General features: G+C 48.0%; 15 protein-coding genes, 7 tRNA genes and 3 rRNA genes. 4 read left to right on the top strand and 21 right to left on the bottom strand.

Features of this window, described 5'->3' with window-relative positions:
* The 4 genes from NQ502_RS12395 to NQ502_RS12380 form a co-directional block, all read right to left on the bottom strand.
* Complete coding sequence (locus NQ502_RS12395; RefSeq protein ID WP_028529236.1) at positions 1–2097, bottom strand: EAL domain-containing protein; 2097 nt, start codon at positions 2095–2097, stop codon at positions 1–3.
* Between the two features lie 152 nt (positions 2098–2249).
* The gene (locus NQ502_RS12390; protein ID WP_028529235.1) at positions 2250–3002 is read right to left on the bottom strand and encodes an InlB B-repeat-containing protein; all 753 of its coding nucleotides are present in this window, start codon (positions 3000–3002) and stop codon (positions 2250–2252) included.
* Positions 2972–4336, bottom strand: a complete 1365-nt coding sequence (locus NQ502_RS12385; RefSeq protein ID WP_028529234.1) for an MATE family efflux transporter — start codon at positions 4334–4336, stop codon at positions 2972–2974. Before NQ502_RS12385 ends, NQ502_RS12390 begins: the two co-directional genes overlap by 31 nt.
* Before the next feature lie 109 nt (positions 4337–4445).
* Entirely contained in the window at positions 4446–5012 is a 567-nt protein-coding gene (locus NQ502_RS12380) for a TetR/AcrR family transcriptional regulator (protein WP_028529233.1), read from the bottom strand.
* A 132-nt stretch (positions 5013–5144) separates the two neighbouring features.
* Between NQ502_RS12380 and NQ502_RS12375 the strand changes: the two genes are divergently transcribed.
* Positions 5145–6281, top strand: a complete 1137-nt coding sequence (locus NQ502_RS12375) for an SDR family oxidoreductase (RefSeq protein ID WP_049898244.1) — start codon at positions 5145–5147, stop codon at positions 6279–6281.
* A gap of 46 nt (positions 6282–6327) precedes the next feature.
* On the opposite strand, the gene NQ502_RS12370 is transcribed toward NQ502_RS12375, so the two are convergent.
* Entirely contained in the window at positions 6328–7041 is a 714-nt protein-coding gene (locus NQ502_RS12370; protein WP_028529232.1) for an alpha/beta fold hydrolase, read from the bottom strand.
* Positions 7042–7236: 195 nt separating this feature from the next.
* Between NQ502_RS12370 and NQ502_RS12365 the strand changes: the two genes are divergently transcribed.
* Together NQ502_RS12365 and glnA are read left to right on the top strand one after the other, a co-directional pair.
* On the top strand, positions 7237–7755 hold the full coding sequence (locus NQ502_RS12365; protein ID WP_028529231.1) for an L-2-amino-thiazoline-4-carboxylic acid hydrolase: 519 nt from the start codon (positions 7237–7239) through the stop codon (positions 7753–7755).
* A 15-nt stretch (positions 7756–7770) separates the two neighbouring features.
* Positions 7771–9198: a type I glutamate--ammonia ligase gene (glnA, locus tag NQ502_RS12360; protein ID WP_028529230.1), complete on the top strand. Its 1428-nt coding sequence runs from the start codon at positions 7771–7773 to the stop codon at positions 9196–9198.
* Positions 9199–9349: 151 nt separating this feature from the next.
* On the opposite strand, the gene NQ502_RS12355 is transcribed toward glnA, so the two are convergent.
* Both NQ502_RS12355 and NQ502_RS12350 read right to left on the bottom strand, forming a co-directional pair.
* Complete coding sequence (locus NQ502_RS12355) at positions 9350–9718, bottom strand: ACT domain-containing protein (protein ID WP_028529229.1); 369 nt, start codon at positions 9716–9718, stop codon at positions 9350–9352.
* Between the two features lie 79 nt (positions 9719–9797).
* Positions 9798–10121, bottom strand: a complete 324-nt coding sequence (locus NQ502_RS12350; RefSeq protein WP_028529228.1) for a winged helix-turn-helix transcriptional regulator — start codon at positions 10119–10121, stop codon at positions 9798–9800.
* A gap of 132 nt (positions 10122–10253) precedes the next feature.
* Here NQ502_RS12350 and NQ502_RS12345 point away from each other — a divergent pair, with 132 nt between their 5' ends.
* Positions 10254–10772 carry a nitroreductase family protein gene (locus NQ502_RS12345; protein ID WP_028529227.1) on the top strand — a complete coding sequence of 173 codons (519 nt, stop codon included), beginning with the start codon at positions 10254–10256 and terminating at the stop codon, positions 10770–10772.
* 132 nt (positions 10773–10904) lie between these two features.
* Here the strand turns inward: NQ502_RS12345 and NQ502_RS12340 are convergent.
* The 14 genes from NQ502_RS12340 to NQ502_RS12275 all read right to left on the bottom strand — a co-directional run bounded on the left by NQ502_RS12340 (position 10905) and on the right by NQ502_RS12275 (position 20555).
* Positions 10905–10976: transfer RNA gene (locus NQ502_RS12340), tRNA-Cys, on the bottom strand.
* A 52-nt stretch (positions 10977–11028) separates the two neighbouring features.
* Positions 11029–11100: transfer RNA gene (locus tag NQ502_RS12335), tRNA-Glu, on the bottom strand.
* Between the two features lie 8 nt (positions 11101–11108).
* Positions 11109–11180 (bottom strand) — tRNA-Asn (locus NQ502_RS12330).
* 300 nt (positions 11181–11480) lie between these two features.
* Positions 11481–14372: ribosomal RNA gene (locus NQ502_RS12325) — 23S ribosomal RNA — on the bottom strand.
* Positions 14373–14708: 336 nt separating this feature from the next.
* Positions 14709–14781 (bottom strand) — tRNA-Ala (locus NQ502_RS12320).
* Positions 14782–15028: 247 nt separating this feature from the next.
* A tRNA-Ile gene (locus NQ502_RS12315) sits at positions 15029–15102 on the bottom strand.
* Positions 15103–15110: 8 nt separating this feature from the next.
* A 5S ribosomal RNA gene (gene rrf, locus NQ502_RS12310) occupies positions 15111–15228 on the bottom strand.
* A 63-nt stretch (positions 15229–15291) separates the two neighbouring features.
* Positions 15292–16825, bottom strand: a 16S ribosomal RNA gene (locus NQ502_RS12305).
* Together the 16S, 23S and 5S rRNA genes with 7 tRNA genes alongside form the textbook arrangement of a ribosomal RNA operon.
* 251 nt (positions 16826–17076) lie before the next feature.
* Positions 17077–17166: transfer RNA gene (locus NQ502_RS12300), tRNA-Ser, on the bottom strand.
* Between the two features lie 138 nt (positions 17167–17304).
* Positions 17305–17390: transfer RNA gene (locus NQ502_RS12295), tRNA-Ser, on the bottom strand.
* 214 nt (positions 17391–17604) lie between these two features.
* Positions 17605–18306 (bottom strand): 2-C-methyl-D-erythritol 4-phosphate cytidylyltransferase, encoded by a 702-nt coding sequence (ispD, locus tag NQ502_RS12290; protein ID WP_148511993.1) that lies wholly within the window; start codon positions 18304–18306, stop codon positions 17605–17607.
* A complete protein-coding gene (gene tsaD / locus NQ502_RS12285; RefSeq protein WP_028530278.1) occupies positions 18306–19337 on the bottom strand; it encodes a tRNA (adenosine(37)-N6)-threonylcarbamoyltransferase complex transferase subunit TsaD in 1032 nt (343 codons plus the stop codon). The genes ispD and tsaD overlap by 1 nt, the downstream gene beginning before the upstream one ends.
* Positions 19338–19342: 5 nt before the next feature.
* On the bottom strand, positions 19343–20254 hold the full coding sequence (locus tag NQ502_RS12280; protein ID WP_028530279.1) for a ribonuclease Z: 912 nt from the start codon (positions 20252–20254) through the stop codon (positions 19343–19345).
* 52 nt (positions 20255–20306) lie between these two features.
* A complete protein-coding gene (locus NQ502_RS12275; RefSeq protein ID WP_028530280.1) occupies positions 20307–20555 on the bottom strand; it encodes a hypothetical protein in 249 nt (82 codons plus the stop codon).
* Between the last annotated feature and the right edge of the window lie 14 nt (positions 20556–20569).

Below are 20569 nucleotides of genomic sequence, written 5' to 3'. Positions count from 1 at the left end.
CTACAGATGCTCTGTGCCTTTTAAATACCGGATAAAATCATAAAGCGGAAGCGGTCTGCTGTAATAATATCCCTGGTAGATCCCGCAACCCAGCTGATCAAGCATACTGACCTGCTCCTCCGTCTCCACACATTCCGCTACCGTATCCACCCGCAGAATCTGAGACATATTCATAATGTTTCCCACCAGTTCACAGGTCTGCGCGTGGCCGGGCAGGCGTCTGATCAGGGCTCCGTCTATTTTAACTTCATCAAAGTGCGTTGAATTCAGATAATTCAGCGAGCCATGACCCATGCCAAAATCATCCATACTGATGCGGATGCCTGCATCTTTTAACTCTCCCAGTTCTTTTTCCAGAACAGGCCCCGGATTCAAGGCAACCTGTTCTGTCAGTTCGATCGTCATATTTTTACTGTTGACACCTGTTTCCTTTATGATCTCCCCTACACTCAGGGCAAAACCGCGGTTCTCCAGCTGCAGCGGCAGTATATTGACTGAAAATGTGATGGGAAATCCACACTCCCTCTCCGCCTGTTTCATATCGGCACATGCCATGCGGATGATCGCAAGCCCAAGAGAGTCAATGAAACCCGACTGCACAGCCAGCGCAATGATCAGCGGCGGATAGATGTATGTATGCCCCATATAGTTCCAGCGCAGCAGCGCCTCACATCCATACAGCCTGCCGTCACGATACATCTGAGGCTGGTAATGCAGCTGCAGTTCCCCTTTCGTCAGCGCATACTGAAGGTCTGCGGTGAGCAGCTTTGCCGTCTGCCGGTTCTCGTATGTTTTCCAGTGGAAATTCTGCACCCACACAGAATGCTGTTCCTCATCCATGGCAGTTTCCAGTTTCCTGATCTTACACATGAATTCTTTTTCCTGTATGTCCTCACTTTTTTTAATAAACGGAATATAGATAAGCGTACCTGCCGCCAGGTTCACGAGCTGCAGCAGGCTTCCCCTGAATGACCCTGTCGCCATATAACCGCTGAACAGCACCGGAACAGTCCACTCCACACTCTGCGATGCAACCGGAACAAGATTCAGATACATGGCCAGACTGCTGATCCCCGTGAGCACAACCGGCGTCAGGATAAACGGAAGGATCATGTCCGCGCTGAATATGATGGGAAACCCAAACAATACGAGTTCATTGATGTTAAAAACAACTGCCGGAAGTGAAAGCTTAGCCAGACGCCGGTTGTTTTTCTTGCGGGCCACCAGAAAAAGTGCAAGTACCATGCAAAGGGCACTGCCGCACCCTCCTATGAATACAAATGTATCCAGAAAGGTCTTGCTGAAAATATGTGTGGGAAGCAGTCCCTGTGCCAGCAGATCCTGATTGATCAGTATCTCAGACTCAAACAGTTTTCTTGAAACCGCCTCCAGCGTATTCGTCCCATGTATCCCGAAAAACCATAGCACATGAGAAATGACGATATAGAGCAGCATGGATGCCAGGCCGTTCCCCATACTTCCAAACAGGCGCATGAACAGATAAGAACCAAAGTTCATGATATTCGTATCATCAAAAACAAGAAACAGTATGATGCCGCATATGCCGCAGGCGGCTACTGTGAGTACTGCAGGAACCAGACTTTGCATGGACGCATTGAAATTGTACGCCACTCCCACAGTGTACAGCCGCTGATGCAGAGAGACCAGACGATAAAAGGCCGTGAGCAGCCAGCAACTGAAAATGGTTATGCAGATAGCCGTAAAGCTCCACTCCGGTCCCCAGATTGACAGCCCTCCGCTTGGATAGCAAAATGCAATGAACGAGCAGAGAGTAACCGCCGGGAAAAACACCCGTGTGTTCTCATAGACCCTCTGTTCCTCCCCGTATGCATAGGATATCATCAGTGCAAAAATAAAGGACAGGGAACCGAATGTCGCCTGATATACGCCCATCAAAAACATATGGATCGTACCGCCCGCCACTGATGAGAGATATTCTTGCCATGCATTGACGGGAAAATTCATAATAACCAGTGAAAAGGAGCCAATCATCAAAAAAGGTATGGTCAGTAAAAGACCCTGCCTTACAGAAAAGATAAATATATTATTGTTAAGAATCCTGCGTAACCGTTCCATAACCTTTGCCCCCAATGACGCTGAAGTTTTAGATTATTATACAGGTTTCGAGAAGATTTGTTAACCCACAATCTGCTTTAAATTGTTTCTTCCAGAATATTCCACCCGCCATAAAGCCTCCCGGAAAAACCGGGAGGTTCATGAGTATTTACTTATTTATTTTTTCTTCTGCGCCGGTCGTACACCAAAGCCGCCAGAGTGCCTGATCCCAGCAACGACGCTATGAGCATCCATACGGACAGGGAAGCGTCTCCTGTGCCTCCCGTACCTGAATTTTTATTCTTATAGGTCGCGGTTACTGTGGCATTCCCTTCGCCCATGGTGAACGTTGTCTGCCGCTTTGTTGTGCTCGTAATCTTACCTGAACTGTCTTTTCCCAGAACCCACTTGTCAAATACTTTTCCTGTCGGCGCTGTGTCCGCCTTAATGGTCACTTTTTCACCTACAGGGTATACGCCTGATCCGGTTCCGTTTTCTACCGTAAGGGTATATTCTAAAGTTTTCTCCTCCGGTTTCACCGTAAATGCAACAGAAATCACAAAACCGCCCTCCGGTCCCTCACCCGTATCACTCCATCCGAAGCTGCCCGTTTCAGAACTCAGTTCTCCGAACATCTGCTGACTGAACGTGACCGAAAGCGTATGATCCCCGGCACTCAGTTTTGACATATCGATCGCTGAAGTATAAGGACTCTGTCCCCACGAACCCGCAAGTATTTTGCCGCTGTCAACCTGCCATGCTGCCGGGATATATCTCACATCACCCATTACCGGATCCTGATTATCCATGCCTGCTCCAACCGCCGTAATTACAGGCTCTTCATCCTGTCTGTAAGCCCCGTTTTCAAGGCCCTTTACCGATGATTCTTCAAAATTTACTTCTTTACTGCATGGTCCCTTCCCCATCCCAGACGCCTGTCTGTCTGAACGGCAAAAAGAACCGTAACTGCCGCAGCGATCAGATCAGCTGCCGGCTGTGCCCAGATCAGACCATCTATGCCGGATACCCGCGGAAGAATCAGGATCAGCGGAATGAAAAACAGGCCCTGCCGTCCCAGGCTCAGGATACTTCCGATCATGCTTTTTCCGACCGCCAGGTACAGAGAAGCATATACCATCTGAAATCCAAATGTGACAAAGGTTACCGCATTCACGAGCAGAACTTTGCTGCCAAATAAGATCATCCCCTTATCCGTCCCGAAAAGAGAGATCACCTGTTTAGAAAATACAGCACAGGTACAGCCTCCCAGGGCACAAAATACCGCAGACCACAGGCAACACAGCCGAATCGCATCTTTGAGCCGCTGATACTGTCCTGCCCCGTAATTGTAACCCGCAAACGGCTGAAATCCTTTCATAAAACCAAATACAACGTAAGTACCTATGGTAATGATCTTGCTGACTGCCCCCATCGCTGCAACCGCATAATCTCCGTATCGTTTTGCCGCTATATTGGTCAGCCCCAGCGAAACGCTGGCAAAGAGCTGAAACGCCAGAACAGGGATTCCTATTTTCAGAATCTCGCCATATATTTTCTTACTCCAGGTGAAACTTCTTACAGATAACCTCAGCACGCCCTTTCTGCGCAGGATGTATGTCACATAAAATGCCGCATTAATACAGAGTGAAAGCACTGTCGCTGCCGCTGCGCCCTCAATTCCCAGGTTCAGCCCATAGATCAGAACCGGATCCAGGATTACATTGGCAATACTGCCGCTCAGCATGGCAAGCATCGTAACCCTGGTCGCTCCCTGGGCAGTCAGCAGATTATTCATGCAGACGGTAAATACATTGAGAATCGATCCCGCGATATAGATCCTGGCATATGCCCTCGCATACGGTAAAATGGTTTCTGTCGCGCCCAGCCCTGTTAATACCAGATCCAGATTACACAGAATGCCAATGATAATGACAGCACCTGTCATCATACCTGATATCAGCGCAGTCGACGCCACTTTATCAGCCTCCCGGTATTCCTCCTTTCCCAAAAGCCGTGAGATATAAGAGGAGGCTCCTGCGCCGAACATCATCCCAAGTCCGATCACCAGCTGTACGATGGGAAACGCGACAGAGACAGCCCCCATCTGTCTGATCCCAAGCCCGCCGACAAAGTATGCATCGATCGCATTATACAGTGCGGATACCAGCATTCCTGCCATGGTAGGAATCCCCAGCTTCATCAGAGCACGGGGGACCCTTTCCTCACCCAACAGTTCCATTTTTGTCTTTTTTTCATTCATGTTTTCTTACCTCCAGTTTTTTAATTTATCTGAACAGATTGCAGAATCCGCACAAATCCATAATATTGAACAATTGTTCATTATTGTTCAATAAAAAAGGAACCGCCTCTTACAGGGCGATTCCATACAGATACATCTGTATTAACTTTTCCATTGTCTTTAACGCATGCTCATCATTTTTACAATGGTACATAACCTGCAGCAGTCCTTCCACAAAATTGTCTACAATAATATGAATATATACGTCATCATACTCTTTGGCCTCTTTCATCAAGCGGCTCAAATGCTCCTCGATCTCCAAAATAAATGTTTCCTTTTCACCTGTAAATCTTGTATTGCCGCTCTTATCCATCATGATAATGAATTCCCGCCTGTGAAGCAGCAGATTTTTGATGCAGTCCATCTCCCGTTTGCTTAACCGGTCAGACTGGCCGCCATTGCCGTGCCGGCCCATACCCTCCACAAGAACGGATTTCCAGTTGTAGCGCACCGGCTGGAGTACCGCCTCAAGGAGAGCCTCCTTGTTTGCATAATACGAATAGATTAATCCTGTCGGTATCGAAGCCTGTTCTGCAATATTGCGCATGGCAGCGCCGGAAAATCCGTGTTGATAGAATTCCTGCAATGCTGCCTGCAGGATTTTTTCTCTGATCTCTTCTTTTAACACCTGTGCCATAATTGTCAGCCCCTAAATTGAATCATAGTTCAATATTATACCTGTCACCAAAATTTGTCAAGAAAAGAACCCCCTTTGCTTTTTCTATGATATAATTTAGAAAACTAAATTTTGTTTTGCAGAGGTAAACTAATGAATATCAACATGTACGAAAAAGTATTACTGAATCAGATAGTTTTAATTACCGGGGCCGGAGGAGGAATCGGTTTCGAAACTGCCAAATGCTTTGCAGCAATGGGAGCACAAGTCATTATTCTGGAAATAGATTCCCAAAAAGGGAAACGTGCAGAAAAGCAGATCAATTCCCTGTCCGGCAATCGAGCGGAATTCTATCAGATAGATCTGGCGGATGAAAGCAGTATCCTCAAAATGAAGGAGTATGTATTAAATAAATATGGCTGTCCTGATATTGTTTTTAATAACGCTGCCGTCCTGCATCTGGGGGATGTCGGAACAGTCAGCAGCCGCGACTGGGATAACGGATATTTTGTAAATCTAAAGGCCCCTGTTCTATTGGTAAACAGTTTCCTGGGCGCGATGAAACAAAGAAATTCAGGGGCGTTTGTATTTGTCTCCAGCGCCGGAGCGGCTGCTCATATGGGCGCATACGAAATATTTAAAACTGCACAGGCTGAATTGAGCAATACATTGTCTATGGAGTTGGAAAATACAAATATATACTCCTACACGATCAGCCCGGGATTAGTAAAGACAGAGACCGCTGTGAAGTCCATAGAAATCGTATCTAACAGCATGAATATTTCCATGGATGAATTTTATGAGATGAATAAAGACCATATGATAACCGCAGAAGACGCCGCACTTGGTTTCGCTTTATCAGTGCTGCATGCATCAACATACAACGGACAGGAAATCGGGGCCATTCAAGTACTCCACGGAATAGAAAATGAAAGCGCTTCCTATGGAACCTGTGATCCTCAAACACTGAAAAGAGTAATTAAAACGTATGAGGAACAATATTTCGGCTGGAAGGAACGAAACATATTTGAAAGGCAGTGGGTATTAAGGGATTTCAAAAAAAGTGTGGGTATCACAGCAGATGAAGCCTACGCGAGATTAAAAGCACTGGAAACAGGAAGCGGTGTTTTATCAGCCGGTGATCACGGGCTGTTAGAATCGTTAATTATATATTGGAAACATCAATATCAACTTTTACAGGGCTTTGAGAAAAACAAAGAAAAGTTACAGGAGAATGGTGATGCTATTAAAAGCTGGATTTCTGATATTGAAACCTGTGTGAAAGAATAAACGCGACCGCGGAGCCTGCGCACGCAGCCCCCGCAGTATTTCGAATTTAAATTCCTCCTCTTGGAAGGTCAGGCTTTTTGTTCCTCAGCAGGAAATCACCCACAAGGCGGTTGAAAATCTCCGGATTTTTATTTGCGATGAAATGATCGCCTGGTATCACTGCAATCTTCGCATTCGGCAGACTTTCATAAATTAGCCTGGTATGTTCATACTTAATCATATCTCTCTGCCCCGCTATGACCAGCACCGGAACATCGAGCGCTTTCAACCTGGCGGGATCAATATTGGGGTCATTGACCATCAGACCCAGCATCTCTGCATTCCTTCTCGCCTGAACGCTCCTGCCTGCAAACAGGGACGCCATCTTATAGCCAGCCACAATGGGAATCTGTACAGAAGCTTTCACGCCTGCTGCATCCAGGTTGGCCCCGTTCAGTATGAGGCGTATTACTTTATCCGGATGCTTCAGCGCAAATACAAGCGCAATATTTCCCCCGTCCGAGAATCCCAGCACATTTGCTTTCTCTATCAGATGTTCATCCATGAATCCCTTTAAATCTTCGGCAAATTGCCGGATCGTAAATGGCTTCTCTCCCCTCGGCGACTTGCCATGTCCCCGTGTATCGATGGCGATTACCCGAAACATATTTGAAAAATAGTTGATCTGATGAACGAAATACCCGCTGTCTTCTCCGTTTCCATGCAGAAGGATCAGCGGTTCTCCCTCACCCCGTTCTGTATAGTGAAGCTTTATATCCATTTTCTGTCACCCCCTTGTTCTTATACACTAACCCCCAAAGTAACATCTGTCAATTTGAGGTCTCATAACTTTTTAAAATATATTCCGTTTATTGTTTTAAAACGGTCGCTTTTATTGTAAAATTGACATAGGGAGAAACAGATGCAAAGCTTGAGGCACACCGCTTCATGATTCCAAAAAAAGATTGGGGGAAATATGAGCAGGATAACAAACGAACCAAAAATCAGGAACAAATTGATCGCAGCGATCAGGGAACAGCTCGAGCACAGGGCTTTCTGGCTGTATCTGCTGTGTGACGAGGCAGGTAAGCGGGGACTGGACTGGCAGGACTTTGGCTCGGCAGCCGTCAGAAGATGCGGATTATCCCAGGGAAAAGGACTGGTCCGCAAAGGCCGGACAAAAAGTCTGAAAGGTCTGAAAAGAACGTTGTTTACAAAACCTGCACAATGGGTGTTTGAGATGAAAGTACGAAAAAGCACGGACGAAGAACTCTTCCTTGACTTTCATTACTGCCCCCTTGTCAAGGCGTGGCAGAAAGCAGGCTGCACAGATGAAGAAATTGCCGTCTTATGTGACATCGCCATGTGCGGCGACCACGGCATCGGTGCATGTTATGACAGTGTACTGGAGCTGCCCAAATGCATAGCGAAAGGCGACGATATCTGCGCACTTCGTTATAAAAAGAAGAAACAAAAAACTAAAAATAACAATTAATTGGGAGGAAGCATTATGTTAAACAGTACTGACATCCGAAAGTTATGTGACGACAACGGAATCAGGATGATTGATTTCAAGATGACGGACCTTGACGGAAGATGGAGACATATCACGATTCCTGTAGAGAGGTTCAATGATGATATCTTCGTATACGGCATCGGCTTCGATGGTTCAAACTACGGCTACGCGCCGGTCGAAAAGAGTGATATGGTTTTTATACCCGATCCTGACACTGCGGTCATTGATCCATTTACAGAGATTCCCACCCTGACCATGTGCGGAAATGTGTGCGTGATCGGCAAAGAGAATCTTCCGTTTGATCAATATCCCCGTAATGTCAGCCTTCGGGCAATGGAATATATGAGATCCGAAGGCATCGCCGATGAAATGCTTATCGGGCCGGAATTTGAATTTCATTTGTTTGACAACGTAAGTTACATGACTGAGCCGCAGAAGACTTCATTTACCGTGGATACAAAACAGGCGGCCTGGAACAGTGGCACAGAATCTTCTGAAAATGCGGGCTATCAGGTACCGAAAAGCGGCGGCTACCACATCTCGGCACCTCACGATATTGCATACAGCCTGAGGAGTAAGATGTGCATGTACATGCAGGACTGGGGCATCGATGTCAAATATCATCACCATGAAGTGGGCGGTTCCGGTCAGATGGAGATTGAGGTAGAGCTGGGGAATATGGTTGATATGGCAGATAAAACCATGATCACCAAGTATATCATAAAGAATGCGGCCGTACAGGCAGGCAAAACTGCAACCTTCATGCCAAAACCAATTTATAAAGAGGCCGGCAATGGAATGCATGTACATATGCTTCTGATAAAAGAAGGCGAACCCGTCTTCTACGACGAAAATGGATATTCCGGTCTGAGTAAAACGGCACACTATTTTATCGGGGGACTTCTGAAACATATCGCTTCCCTCTGTGCCTTTACCAATCCTTCCACGAACTCCTTTAAACGCCTGGTTCCCGGATATGAGGCGCCTGTTACGATCGGATACGCAACTTCAAACCGAAGCGCTGTCATCCGTATTCCTGCTTACGCAAAGTCACCAATGGCAAAGCGCTTTGAACTCAGGAATCCTGATGCGACAGCGAACCCATATTATGCGTACGCTGCTATCTTGATGGCGGGTCTGGATGGAATCAAGAACCAGATCAATCCATCCGAGAATGGCTGGGGCCCTTATGACTGCAACCTCTATGATCTGACGGCGGAAGAAAAAGCCAAAATACAGGCTCTTCCCAAGACTCTCGATGAGGCACTGGATGCCCTGGAATCCGACCATGACTATCTGACGGCAGGCGGTGTATTCCCCGAACGCCTGATTGAAATCTGGCTGAAGAGAAAACGCGGGGAATGTCTGGAAATTTCACAGATTCCCCACCCTGTGGAGTTTGAAAAGTATTATGATCTGTAGTATCGTGCAAAATCCGCCTCTGGTATAGAGGGAATATTCAATAATCAAGCGTCAGTGTACAGTTGGTAAAACTCATCCGTACACTGACGCTGCCTCTTATGATAAATTCTATAAACGTACTTTGTTCGGAACCACCTGAGTATAAGGTTGTTTATACCACTTGATACCCCGCATCACTTAATATCTCTAACGCCCTCCGGTAATTCTCCTTTTTAGTCATGATGTAATCCGTATTGTATGTTGAAATGGCAAAAATCCCGATTCGGTTGTCAGCCAGTAACGCCGATATTTCAGAAAGTATTCCTATAAGTGAAAAGTCTAAAACTCCCTCTATTCTAAAAGCCTTCCAGCCATGTTCACACTCAATCGTATTGTCCGGCACATAGTCAGACATACAAACCAATGACTTTTCTTCATCTGTCTTTCCGATAAAACAATATTCCCTGTCGAAGTCTATCCGTGAATAGTCCTTCACTTTGCATACGGAAAAATCATAATCAATCTTTTTAATCTTCGTCATGCATCCCTCCCTGCTTAAATTCTAATTAATGTGTTTATTCTCGCCATCCCCTTCATTTCATACAGACAATTGTCCAAATTCAGAGCTTTTCCAGATACGACTCCCCCCAGCTGCACATCTCATCCAGAATCGGAGCCAGGCTTTTCCCAAAAGCCGTAAGAGAATACTCGGTCTTTGGCGGCACCACGGGATAAACTTTCCGATCAATCAGCCCGTCTCCCTCCAGCTCACGGAGCTGCTGAGCCAGCATTTTGTCCGTAGCCCTAGGCATCAGCCTGTGCAGCTCACTGTACCGCAGCGTTTGATTCATCAGATGCCACAGGATTACCGCCTTGTACTTTCCGCCGATGAGCTGGATAGTTGCCTCCACTGGGCAGGTAAAACCGGCGCATTTTTTCGTCATAAAATCACCTTACTTTCTTTTCAGGTAGTATCTACCTAAAATGTGCGTTCTTGCCCAATCATTTGTTTTAGATATAATTATAGTATAACGTCAGTCAACCCCAATCACAATAAGAACATGGAGGAAAAAAATATGAGCTTTTTAGACATTGCGAAATCACGCTGTTCTGTAAGAACCTATACCACACAACCAGTAGAGGAGGAAAAGCTGCAGAAGATTCTCACTGCCGCCCATGTTGCTCCAACGGCAGCCAACTTTCAGCCGGTTCATATCATAGTTGTCCGGAAAAAGGAGGGACTGGAACGCATTGCAAAGGCGGCCAATATCTATCACGCACCCCTGGCGCTTATCATCTGTGCTGACAAGACGAAGGCCTGGAGTCGCCCCTTTGACGGAATGAAAACCACCGAAATTGACGCATCTATACTGACCGATCATATGATGCTGGAAGCAACTGAGCTGGGTCTTGGTTCCGTCTGGATCGGTTGTTTCAAACCAGATGTACTAAAAGAAGAATTCCAACTCCCCAAACAGCTTGAACCTGTCAGCATTCTGGCAATCGGATACACAAATGCTCCCCCAGCGGACCCGGAACGCCACGCCTCCACGAGGATTCCACTGGAGGAACTGGTATCCTACGAGGCCCTGTAGCCGCCTGTTAATTAATGTCCATGAATCAAATATGTTTTTAAAAAACAACAGGATATATTCCCTCGTGGAACATATCCTGTTTCTTTCCCTATTGGCACATAAAAAAGCACCGTAAATACGGTACTTTTTAAGAGGCGCAGACCGGATTTGAACCGGTGAATCGAGGTGTTGCAGACCTATGCCTTACCACTTGGCTACTGCGCCTTACTCTATTATTATATTAACACTTTTTGAAAATGATGCAAGTGTTTTTTAATGACTCCAAGGGGATTTGAACCCCTGTTACCGCCGTGAAAGGGCGGTGTCTTAACCGCTTGACCATGGAGCCGAAAAAAGCTCCCCGAGTTGGGCTCGAACCAACAACCCTTCGGTTAACAGCCGAATGCTCTACCATTGAGCTATCGAGGAACATCTTTTTTTATCCTGCCTTTCAGCAGGTCTTTTTTATGTTAGAAGGATATACCTTCAAAACCGCATACACTATTACATCCATCCACGCTTCTACCGTCTTCTTTCGGATCATTCGATTTCGCTTTGCTTCTCTCGCTTCCATTCTTTCCTGTCTCATCCTGTTGTCTTTGGAAGTTCGATCTCCGCTTCGCATGCGTATCGCTACACCTGCATTGGAAGTTCGATTTCCGCTTCGCTCCTATCGAACGACCTTCACACTAAGTTTTTGTGGCGCTTGCGCTTACAAAAACAAGTGTTCAGGTCAAACCCTCGACCGATTAGTAGCAGTCAGCTCCATACATTACTGCACTTCCACCTCTGCCCTATCTACCTCGTCGTCTTCAAGGGGTCTTACTACTTACGTATGGGATATCTCATCTTGAGGGGGGCTTCACGCTTAGATGCCTTCAGCGTTTATCCCTTCCCGACTTGGCTACCCGGCCATGCTCCTGGCGGAACAACCGGTACACCAGTGGTCAGTCCAACCCGGTCCTCTCGTACTAAGGTCAGCTCCTCTCAAATATCCTACGCCCACGCCGGATAGGGACCGAACTGTCTCACGACGTTCTGAACCCAGCTCGCGTACCGCTTTAATGGGCGAACAGCCCAACCCTTGGGACCTACTACAGCCCCAGGATGCGATGAGCCGACATCGAGGTGCCAAACCACTCCGTCGATGTGAACTCTTGGGAGTGATAAGCCTGTTATCCCCAGGGTAGCTTTTATCCGTTGAGCGATGGCATTCCCACTTAAAACCACCGGATCACTAAGTCCTACTTTCGTACCTGCTCCACCCGTCGGTGTCGCAGTCAAGCTCCCTTCTGCCTTTGCACTCTGCGAATGGTTTCCAACCATTCTGAGGGAACCTTTGAGCGCCTCCGATACCCTTTCGGAGGCGACCGCCCCAGTCAAACTCCCCACCTGACATTGTCCCACAGCCGGGTCACGGCTGCTGGTTAGAAATCCAATACTGCAAGGGTGGTATCCCAACAGCGACTCCACACCAACTGGCGTTAGTGTTTCCTCGTCTCCCACCTATCCTGTACATGCAATACCGAATCCCAGTATCAAGCTGGAGTAAAGCTCCATGGGGTCTTTCCGTCCTGGCGCAGGTAACCAGCATCTTCACTGGTACTTCAATTTCACCGGATGCATTGTCGAGACAGTGCTCAAATCATTACGCCTTTCGTGCGGGTCGGAACTTACCCGACAAGGAATTTCGCTACCTTAGGACCGTTATAGTTACGGCCGCCGTTTACTGGGGCTTAAATTCAAAGCTTCGCCTTGCGGCTAACCTCTCCTCTTAACCTTCCAGCACCGGGCAGGCGTCAGCCCATATACCTCACCTTTCGGTTTTGCATAGACCTGTGTTTTTGCTAAACAGTTGCTTGAGCCTATTCTCTGCGGCCTCCTTACAGAGGCACCCCTTCTCCCGAAGTTACGGGGTCATTTTGCCGAGTTCCTTAACAATGCTTCTTCCGTCGGCCTTAGGATTCTCTCCTCATCCACCTGTGTCGGTTTACGGTACGGGTACAAGATAAACAATAGCGGCTTTTCTTGATACATGGCTCATGCACTTCCCTACTATACTTCGGTCCGCATCACGCCTTCGGATTGTAAAGCGGATTTGCCTGCCTTACTCCTACCTCGCTTGCCCCTGGATTCCATTCCAGGGATGCACTTTCCACATATGTCCCCACAGTTCTGTTACCTTGCAGTACAGGAATCTCAACCTGTTGTCCATCGACTACGGCTTTCGCCCTCGCCTTAGGCCCCGACTTACCCAGAGCAGATCAGCTTTACTCTGGAAACCTTGGATATTCGGCCGAGAGGATTCTCACCTCTCTCTCGCTACTCATTCCGGCATTCTCTCTTCAAGACGCTCCACGGCTCCTTACGGTACCGCTTCTTCGTGTCTTCAATGCTCCTCTACCGATGGTATTGCTACCATCCCACGGCTTCGGTGTTGTGTTTCAGCCCCGGACATTTTCGGCGCAGGACCTCTCGACTAGTGAGCTATTACGCACTCTTTGAATGTATGGCTGCTTCTGAGCCAACATCCTAGTTGTCTTCGAAATCCCACATCCTTTTCCACTTAACACACACTTTGGGACCTTAGCCGGTGGTCTGGGCTCTTTCCCTTTTGACTATCCAACTTATCTCGTATAGTCTGACTCCCATGAATCATCTTACTGGCATTCGGAGTTTGATATTCTTCGGTAAGCTTTGACGCCCCCTAGGAAATTCAGTGCTCTACCTCCAAAAGACTCTCATGAGGCTAGCCCTAAAGCTATTTCGAGGAGAACCAGCTATCTCCGGGTTCGATTGGAATTTCTCCCCTATCCACACCTCATCGCCACCCTTTTCAACGGATGTGCGTTCGGTCCTCCATTGCCTTTTACGGCAACTTCAACCTGGACATGGATAGATCACCCGGTTTCGGGTCTACTCTGACTGACTACGGCGCCCTATTAAGACTTGGTTTCCCTTCGGCTCCGCACCTTGAGTGCTTAACCTTGCCAGCCAGCGTAACTCGCCGGACCGTTCTACAAAAAGTACGCGGTTCCACATATAAAGTGGTTCCACAGTTTGTAAACACAGGGTTTCAGGTTCTCTTTCACTCCCCTCCCGGGGTCCTTTTCACCTTTCCTTCACAGTACTATGCGCTATCGGTCACTAAGGAGTATTTAGCCTTGGGGGGTGGTCCCCCCGACTTCCCGCAAGGTTTCTCGTGTCTCGCGGTACTTTGGATCCTGCTCGCTCTCGCCTGCTTTCGTATACGGGGCTTTCACCCTCTTTGGCTGGCTTTCCCAAAACCATTCTACTAGCATTGAAGTCACTTTTTGCAGTCCGTAACCCCAGCATGCACGCATGCTGGTTTAGGCTCCTTCCATTTCGCTCGCCGCTACTTTGGAAATCGATGTTTCTTTCTTTTCCTCCGGGTACTTAGATGTTTCAGTTCCCCGGGTTCCCCTCCATACGTTATGAATTGGCGTATGGATACATACCGTTTGGGTATGCAGGTTTCCCCATTCAGAGATCTCCGGATCTAAGGATATTTGCTCCTCCCCGAAGCTTTTCGCAGCTTATCACGTCTTTCATCGGCTCTTAGTGCCAAGGCATCCACCCTGCGCTCTTTCTTGTTTGACCTTCCTGCTCCAATAGCGTTTGGAACAGTCGGTATTACGATGCATTCGCATCGAGCGTTTCGTTTCATTGCGTTTACAATGTTTGATTCACCACAAGCATCTCTGCCCATGGTTCCTCGGATGTCTTTTCCTATCTCTAACGTTAATCGTTATCAATATAGATATTTTCGTATATGCGGTTTTCAAGGTACGTCTGCACAATCAGATGCCAAGAGGCGTTGGAAACTTCTTTCCTCAAGCTTCTTCGTATTTGATTGTATTGCGTGCCTGCATGCGGCTGAGCGGACTCATTCGCGAATGCAGATATATGCACATCCCGGTATGTTTCCATACCGAATGGAGATGGAGGGATTCGAACCCTTGACCCCCTGCTTGCAAGGCAGGTGCTCTCCCAACTGAGCTACACCCCCATGGGTATTATTTATTTTAGCGGCCTGTCTTCCTCTGCCGAGAAGTTTTCACTATTTTCCACTTCATGGGCTTAAGTGACCTTTCCTCCTCTTTCGAGAAGCTTCCACTTAATGGGCTTAAGTGACCTTTCCTCTATTAGCGAAAGACTTGCCTGATGGGCTTAAGTGACCTTTCCTCTTTTAGCGAAAGTCTTGCCTGATGGGCTTAAGTGGACCTTTCCTCCTCTTCCGAGAAGCTTCCACTTAATGGGCTTAAGTGGACTCGAACCACCGACCTCACGCTTATCAGGCGTGCGCTCTAACCAGCTGAGCTATAAGCCCTTTTGGGAATCTGGCAGCCACCTACTCTCCCACACCGTCACCAGTGCAGTACCATCGGCCGCTTAAGTCTTAACCATCGTGTTCGGGATGGGTACGGGTGTTTCCCCTAAGCGCATCGCCACCAGAAGCGTTTGTTATCTCTTCGATAACTCAACAGTAAAACACATCTCCCTACTTCTTCTTCCTTAGAAAGGAGGTGATCCAGCCGCACCTTCCGATACGGCTACCTTGTTACGACTTCACCCCAGTTATCGGCTCCACCTTCGACTGCTCCCTCCTTTCGGTTGGGTCACAGGCTTCGGGCATATCCGACTCCCATGGTGTGACGGGCGGTGTGTACAAGACCCGGGAACGTATTCACCGCGACATTCTGATTCGCGATTACTAGCGATTCCAGCTTCATGTAGTCGAGTTGCAGACTACAATCCGAACTGAGACGTTATTTTTGGGATTTGCTTCACCTCACGGCTTCGCCTCCCTTTGTTTACGCCATTGTAGCACGTGTGTAGCCCAAATCATAAGGGGCATGATGATTTGACGTCATCCCCACCTTCCTCCAGGTTATCCCTGGCAGTCTCCCTAGAGTGCCCAACTTCACTTGCTGGCTACTAAGGATAAGGGTTGCGCTCGTTGCGGGACTTAACCCAACATCTCACGACACGAGCTGACGACAACCATGCACCACCTGTCTCTCCTGCCCCGAAGGGAAGGCCCCGTTACGGACCGGTCAGAAGGATGTCAAGACTTGGTAAGGTTCTTCGCGTTGCTTCGAATTAAACCACATGCTCCACCGCTTGTGCGGGTCCCCGTCAATTCCTTTGAGTTTCATTCTTGCGAACGTACTCCCCAGGTGGTATACTTATTGCGTTTGCTGCGGCACCGAAGGGCTTTGCCCCCCGACACCTAGTATACATCGTTTACGGCGTGGACTACCAGGGTATCTAATCCTGTTTGCTCCCCACGCTTTCGAGCCTCAACGTCAGTGATCGTCCAGTAAGCCGCCTTCGCCACTGGTGTTCCTCCTAATATCTACGCATTTCACCGCTACACTAGGAATTCCACTTACCTCTCCGACACTCCAGCTTAATAGTTTCCAATGCAGTCCAGGGGTTGAGCCCCCGCCTTTCACATCAGACTTACTATGCCGTCTACGCTCCCTTTACACCCAGTAAATCCGGATAACGCTTGCCCCCTACGTATTACCGCGGCTGCTGGCACGTAGTTAGCCGGGGCTTCTTAGTCAGGTACCGTCATTTTCTTCCCTGCTGATAGAGCTTTACATACCGAAATACTTCTTCGCTCACGCGGCGTCGCTGCATCAGGGTTTCCCCCATTGTGCAATATTCCCCACTGCTGCCTCCCGTAGGAGTTTGGGCCGTGTCTCAGTCCCAATGTGGCCGGTCACCCTCTCAGGTCGGCTACTGATCGCGGGCTTGGTGGGCCGTTACCCCGCCAACTACCTAATCAGACGCGGGTCCATCGTATACCACCGGAGTTTTTCACACCGAGTCATGCGACTCTGTGCGCTTATGCGGTATTAGCAGTCATTTCTAACTGTTATCCCCCTGTATACGGCAGGTTACCCACGCGTTACTCACCCGTCCGCCACTCAGTCACCATAGTCTTCCATCCGAAGATTTCTGTCTATGGTGCTTCGTTCGACTTGCATGTGTTAAGCACGCCGCCAGCGTTCATCCTGAGCCAGGATCAAACTCTCAAATTAAGTGTTCGTTCCAGTTCAAGATAACTCTTGGCTATCTTATCCCTTTTACTGTTGGTTTTGACTTTTCGTCAATGAAATGAAAATCTTTTTTAGAATTTTCAAGGATGTGTTTTACTGTTCAGTTATCAAAGTTCGTTGTTTGCTGTGTTCGAATTTCTCGGCGACAGCTATAATAGAATATCATGTTTCTTTTTCTCTGTCAACACTTTTTTAAACTTTTTTGTCGTTTTTTACAAAGTGTTTCCAGCGAACGGAGAAGGAGGGATTTGAACCCTCGCGCCGCTATTAACGACCTACTCCCTTTCCAGGGGAGCCCCTTCGGCCAGCTTGGGTACTTCTCCAAATTGCCCACCAAATTGCCCAATTTGTATGTTCACTCAACTTATCTCGTGCTTCGCACTCACTAAAGTTCGTGAACCGCCTCGCACTAAGTTCATGCTTCGCTTTCAGCTCACATTCACTCGCTTGCTTTCGACGAGCGGAGAGGGTGGGATTCGAACCCACGCGCCCTTGCGGACAAACGGTTTTCAAGACCGCCTCGTTATGACCACTTCGATACCTCTCCATATATGTTGTAAATGCCCGGTTTTCTGCACTTTTTATTGTGCATATATTACCGTGACGCAAATGATATTCTACCATTATTATCCGGCAGTGTCAATATGCTTTTTTACATTTTTTTAATTTTTTCAACAGCTGCTGGCAGCACACGTCAACGAATGTTATTTCCCGGTAGTGCAGGACTATCTATCTGCGTTCTAAGGCTCTGCTATTTTTACTCATACCTTCTCATTTACAAACAATTCGGCCAGTTTCAAATCTTCCGGCGTGGTGATCTTGATATTATAGTAAGAACCTTCCACAAGCTTTATGGGCTGATGCCCGATCTGCTCCACCACCATGGCATCATCCGTAATGCTGTCAATCGGATGTTCCATCAGTGCGTCATATGCTCCTCGGACCAATGGATAGGAAAATACCTGGGGGGTCTGTATCATCCATACAGTACTCCTGTCCGGCGTGCATTTCACAAACCCATGCCCATCAGCAATTTTCACTGTGTCTTTAGAGGGAATGGCCGCGACACAGGCATGGTATTTCTGCGCAGCTGCGTATGTCCGCTCAATGACTGCTTCATCGACAAACGGCCGTGCGCCGTCGTGAATAAACACATACGCGCAGTCTTCACAGTGCAGAAGCCCCTGGTAAACGGAATCAAAACGCTCTTTCCCTCCGGTGATCACATGACGTACTTTATCAAGCTGATAGCGCCGTACGATCTCCTCTTTGCAGTATCCGATTTCTTTTTCACCTGTCACCAGAATGATTTCATCGATAATATCGCTCTTCTGAAAACTTTCCAGGGCATAGTATACCACAGGTCTGTCCTGAATATGCAGATATTGTTTCTGAATTTTGGTTCCCATTCGTCTGCCCTGGCCGGCAGCCAGCACAATTGCGGTACATTTTCCTTTTTTCATCACCGTTCTCCAAGCTTCAGGTTCGGTACAGCATTCAGATCCCAGCCATGGCGGGTCCCCCTGAGGTATTCATAATAGGCAGCCACCCCTATCATAGCCGCATTATCGGTACAGAAAATCGGAGACGGATGATAAAATACAAGTCCCTGCTCTTCACATGCCTTCTGCATCGCTATCCGCAGCGCCTGATTCGATGCCACTCCGCCTGCGATTGCAAACTTCTTCATATGGTGTGCCTCTGCGGCTTTCATTGATTTTTCCACCAGCGTATCCACGACTGCCTTCTGGAAAGAAGCCGCGATATCCGCCTCTTTGATCTGAATATTCTGCATGCGGCAGTGATTCAGGTGATTCAGCACCGCTGACTTCACACCGCTGAAACTGAAATCGTATGGTCCGTCCTCGAGCTTTGCCTTTGGAAATACAACCGACTCGGCATCTCCTTCTTTCGAGAGTTTGTCAATCTTCGGACCTCCCGGATATCCGAGTCCGATCGCACGGGCGACTTTATCAAACGCCTCGCCCGCCGCATCGTCGCGAGTCCTGCCCAGTATTTCAAATTCCCCATAATCCTTTACGATCACAAGATGTGTATGGCCGCCCGATACGATCAGGCACATAAACGGCGGTTCCAGATCCAGATGCTCGATATAATTTGCCGATACATGTCCTTCAATATGGTGCACACCGACCAGCGGCAGCCTGCGGGCATAACAGATCGCCTTTGCCTCTGCCACGCCGACGAGAAGTGCCCCAACCAGTCCGGGACCATAAGTAACCCCGATCGCATCGATGTCATCCAGCGTAACATTGGCCTCTGCAAGAGCCGCTTCGATGACCTGATTGATTTTCTCTATATGTTTTCTGGAAGCAATCTCCGGCACTACCCCTCCATACAGCTTATGGAGTTCAATCTGAGAAGATATAATATTAGAAAGAATTTCTCTTCCATTACGAACGACAGCCGCTGCCGTCTCGTCGCAGGAGCTTTCAATTGCCAAAATTAAAATATCGTCTTTCAGTTTTTCCATATCCGTTAATCCTCTTCAAACTGCAGTTCGCATGACTTACCGTCATGCCCCGGCTTCGCATTCGGGAAAATCTCATACACTTCTTCCATATAGTCTTCCGGCCGTACAAGGGACGGGCTGTAGTGTGTCAGCCACATTTCGCCTGCCTCCGCCGCTTTTGCCAGGCCGGCCGCTTCCTTAAACGTCATATGCTTATATTCTTTCGCCTTGGCCGCTTTTTCAGACTCTCCATACATGCCCTCGCAGATAAATAAATCTGCCCCTGACGCCTGTTCTGCGATCACCGGTACCGGACGGGTATCTGTACAGTATGTCAGTTTGATTCCTTTTCTCGGCGGACCCATCACCAGATCGGGCGTATACGTGACCCCGGCATATTCAACCGTCTCACCGTTCTGGAGACGTCTCCAGAGCTGTACCGGAAGCCCCTGTTCCTTCGCGCGCTCCACCTGAAATTTCCCCTTACGGCGGATTTCCAGTGTATATCCATAACATGTCACATTATGATTCACCCGAAATGCCGTGATATGGTAGCCGCAGATATCGATCTTCTCCACCGCCTGCCTAAGCTCGATGAATCTCAGCTCAAACGGAAGTTCCGGCGCAATGACACGAAGGGCGGAAACAACACGTTCCAGCCCTTTCGGTCCGATCAGCACCAGCGGTTCGGTTCGGTCTGCATTGCCCATTGTGAGCAAAAGCCCCGGAAGTCCGCTGATATGATCTCCATGATAATGGGTAAAACAGATCACATCGATCGGTTTAAATACCCAGCCTTTTTCTTTTATTGCAATCTGTGTGCCCTCGCCGCAGTCAATCAAAAGACTGCTCCCGTTGTAGCGTGTCATCAGCGAGGTCAGCCATCTGCGCGGCAGCGGCATCATGCCGCCACAGCCCAGCAAACATACATCTAACATGATAAAACCTCATTCCCAATTTCAATTTTATTATTCTACCACAGGAATGAGATTACAACAACTCTTTTCTTTCTCTGACCGTCACAGGTATCGCAAACTCTTTTATCAATTTGCGGTAACATTCCTCGCACAGGTCGAAGCTGTGAACTTCTCCGTCCATTTCTGAAAAGTATCCCCACGGCACTTCAACATGGCATACCCCTTCTGCCTCCATACCGTTTACAAGCTTAATGGATTTACCGCAGCGATTGCAGGAAAGCAGTTCGAGTTTTTCTACGGTTTCGTTTCTGTATTTTCTCATATCGTTCCTCCTTT

It is taken from the genome of Ruminococcus gauvreauii (assembly GCF_025151995.1).
In the GTDB taxonomy this organism is placed as follows: Bacteria; Bacillota; Clostridia; order Lachnospirales; family Lachnospiraceae; genus Ruminococcus_G; species Ruminococcus_G gauvreauii.
Note: the sequence above shows the minus strand (reverse complement) of the source record. Positions and strands in the feature narration are given on the sequence as shown.

Bases quoted from the DNA above. Each gene is read 5' to 3' on its own strand.
- NQ502_RS12395 (WP_028529236.1), bottom strand. From the start codon at position 2,097: ATGGAACGGTTACGCAGGATTCTTAACAATAATATATTTATCTTTTCT.
- NQ502_RS12390 (WP_028529235.1), bottom strand. From the start codon at position 3,002: ATGGGGAAGGGACCATGCAGTAAAGAAGTAAATTTTGAAGAATCATCG.
- NQ502_RS12385 (WP_028529234.1), bottom strand. From the start codon at position 4,336: ATGAATGAAAAAAAGACAAAAATGGAACTGTTGGGTGAGGAAAGGGTC.
- NQ502_RS12380 (WP_028529233.1), bottom strand. From the start codon at position 5,012: ATGGCACAGGTGTTAAAAGAAGAGATCAGAGAAAAAATCCTGCAGGCA.
- NQ502_RS12375 (WP_049898244.1), top strand. From the start codon at position 5,145: ATGAATATCAACATGTACGAAAAAGTATTACTGAATCAGATAGTTTTA.
- NQ502_RS12370 (WP_028529232.1), bottom strand. From the start codon at position 7,041: ATGGATATAAAGCTTCACTATACAGAACGGGGTGAGGGAGAACCGCTG.
- NQ502_RS12365 (WP_028529231.1), top strand. From the start codon at position 7,237: ATGAGCAGGATAACAAACGAACCAAAAATCAGGAACAAATTGATCGCA.
- glnA (WP_028529230.1), top strand. From the start codon at position 7,771: ATGTTAAACAGTACTGACATCCGAAAGTTATGTGACGACAACGGAATC.
- NQ502_RS12355 (WP_028529229.1), bottom strand. From the start codon at position 9,718: ATGACGAAGATTAAAAAGATTGATTATGATTTTTCCGTATGCAAAGTG.
- NQ502_RS12350 (WP_028529228.1), bottom strand. From the start codon at position 10,121: ATGACGAAAAAATGCGCCGGTTTTACCTGCCCAGTGGAGGCAACTATC.
- NQ502_RS12345 (WP_028529227.1), top strand. From the start codon at position 10,254: ATGAGCTTTTTAGACATTGCGAAATCACGCTGTTCTGTAAGAACCTAT.
- ispD (WP_148511993.1), bottom strand. From the start codon at position 18,306: ATGAAAAAAGGAAAATGTACCGCAATTGTGCTGGCTGCCGGCCAGGGC.
- tsaD (WP_028530278.1), bottom strand. From the start codon at position 19,337: ATGGAAAAACTGAAAGACGATATTTTAATTTTGGCAATTGAAAGCTCC.
- NQ502_RS12280 (WP_028530279.1), bottom strand. From the start codon at position 20,254: ATGTTAGATGTATGTTTGCTGGGCTGTGGCGGCATGATGCCGCTGCCG.
- NQ502_RS12275 (WP_028530280.1), bottom strand. From the start codon at position 20,555: ATGAGAAAATACAGAAACGAAACCGTAGAAAAACTCGAACTGCTTTCC.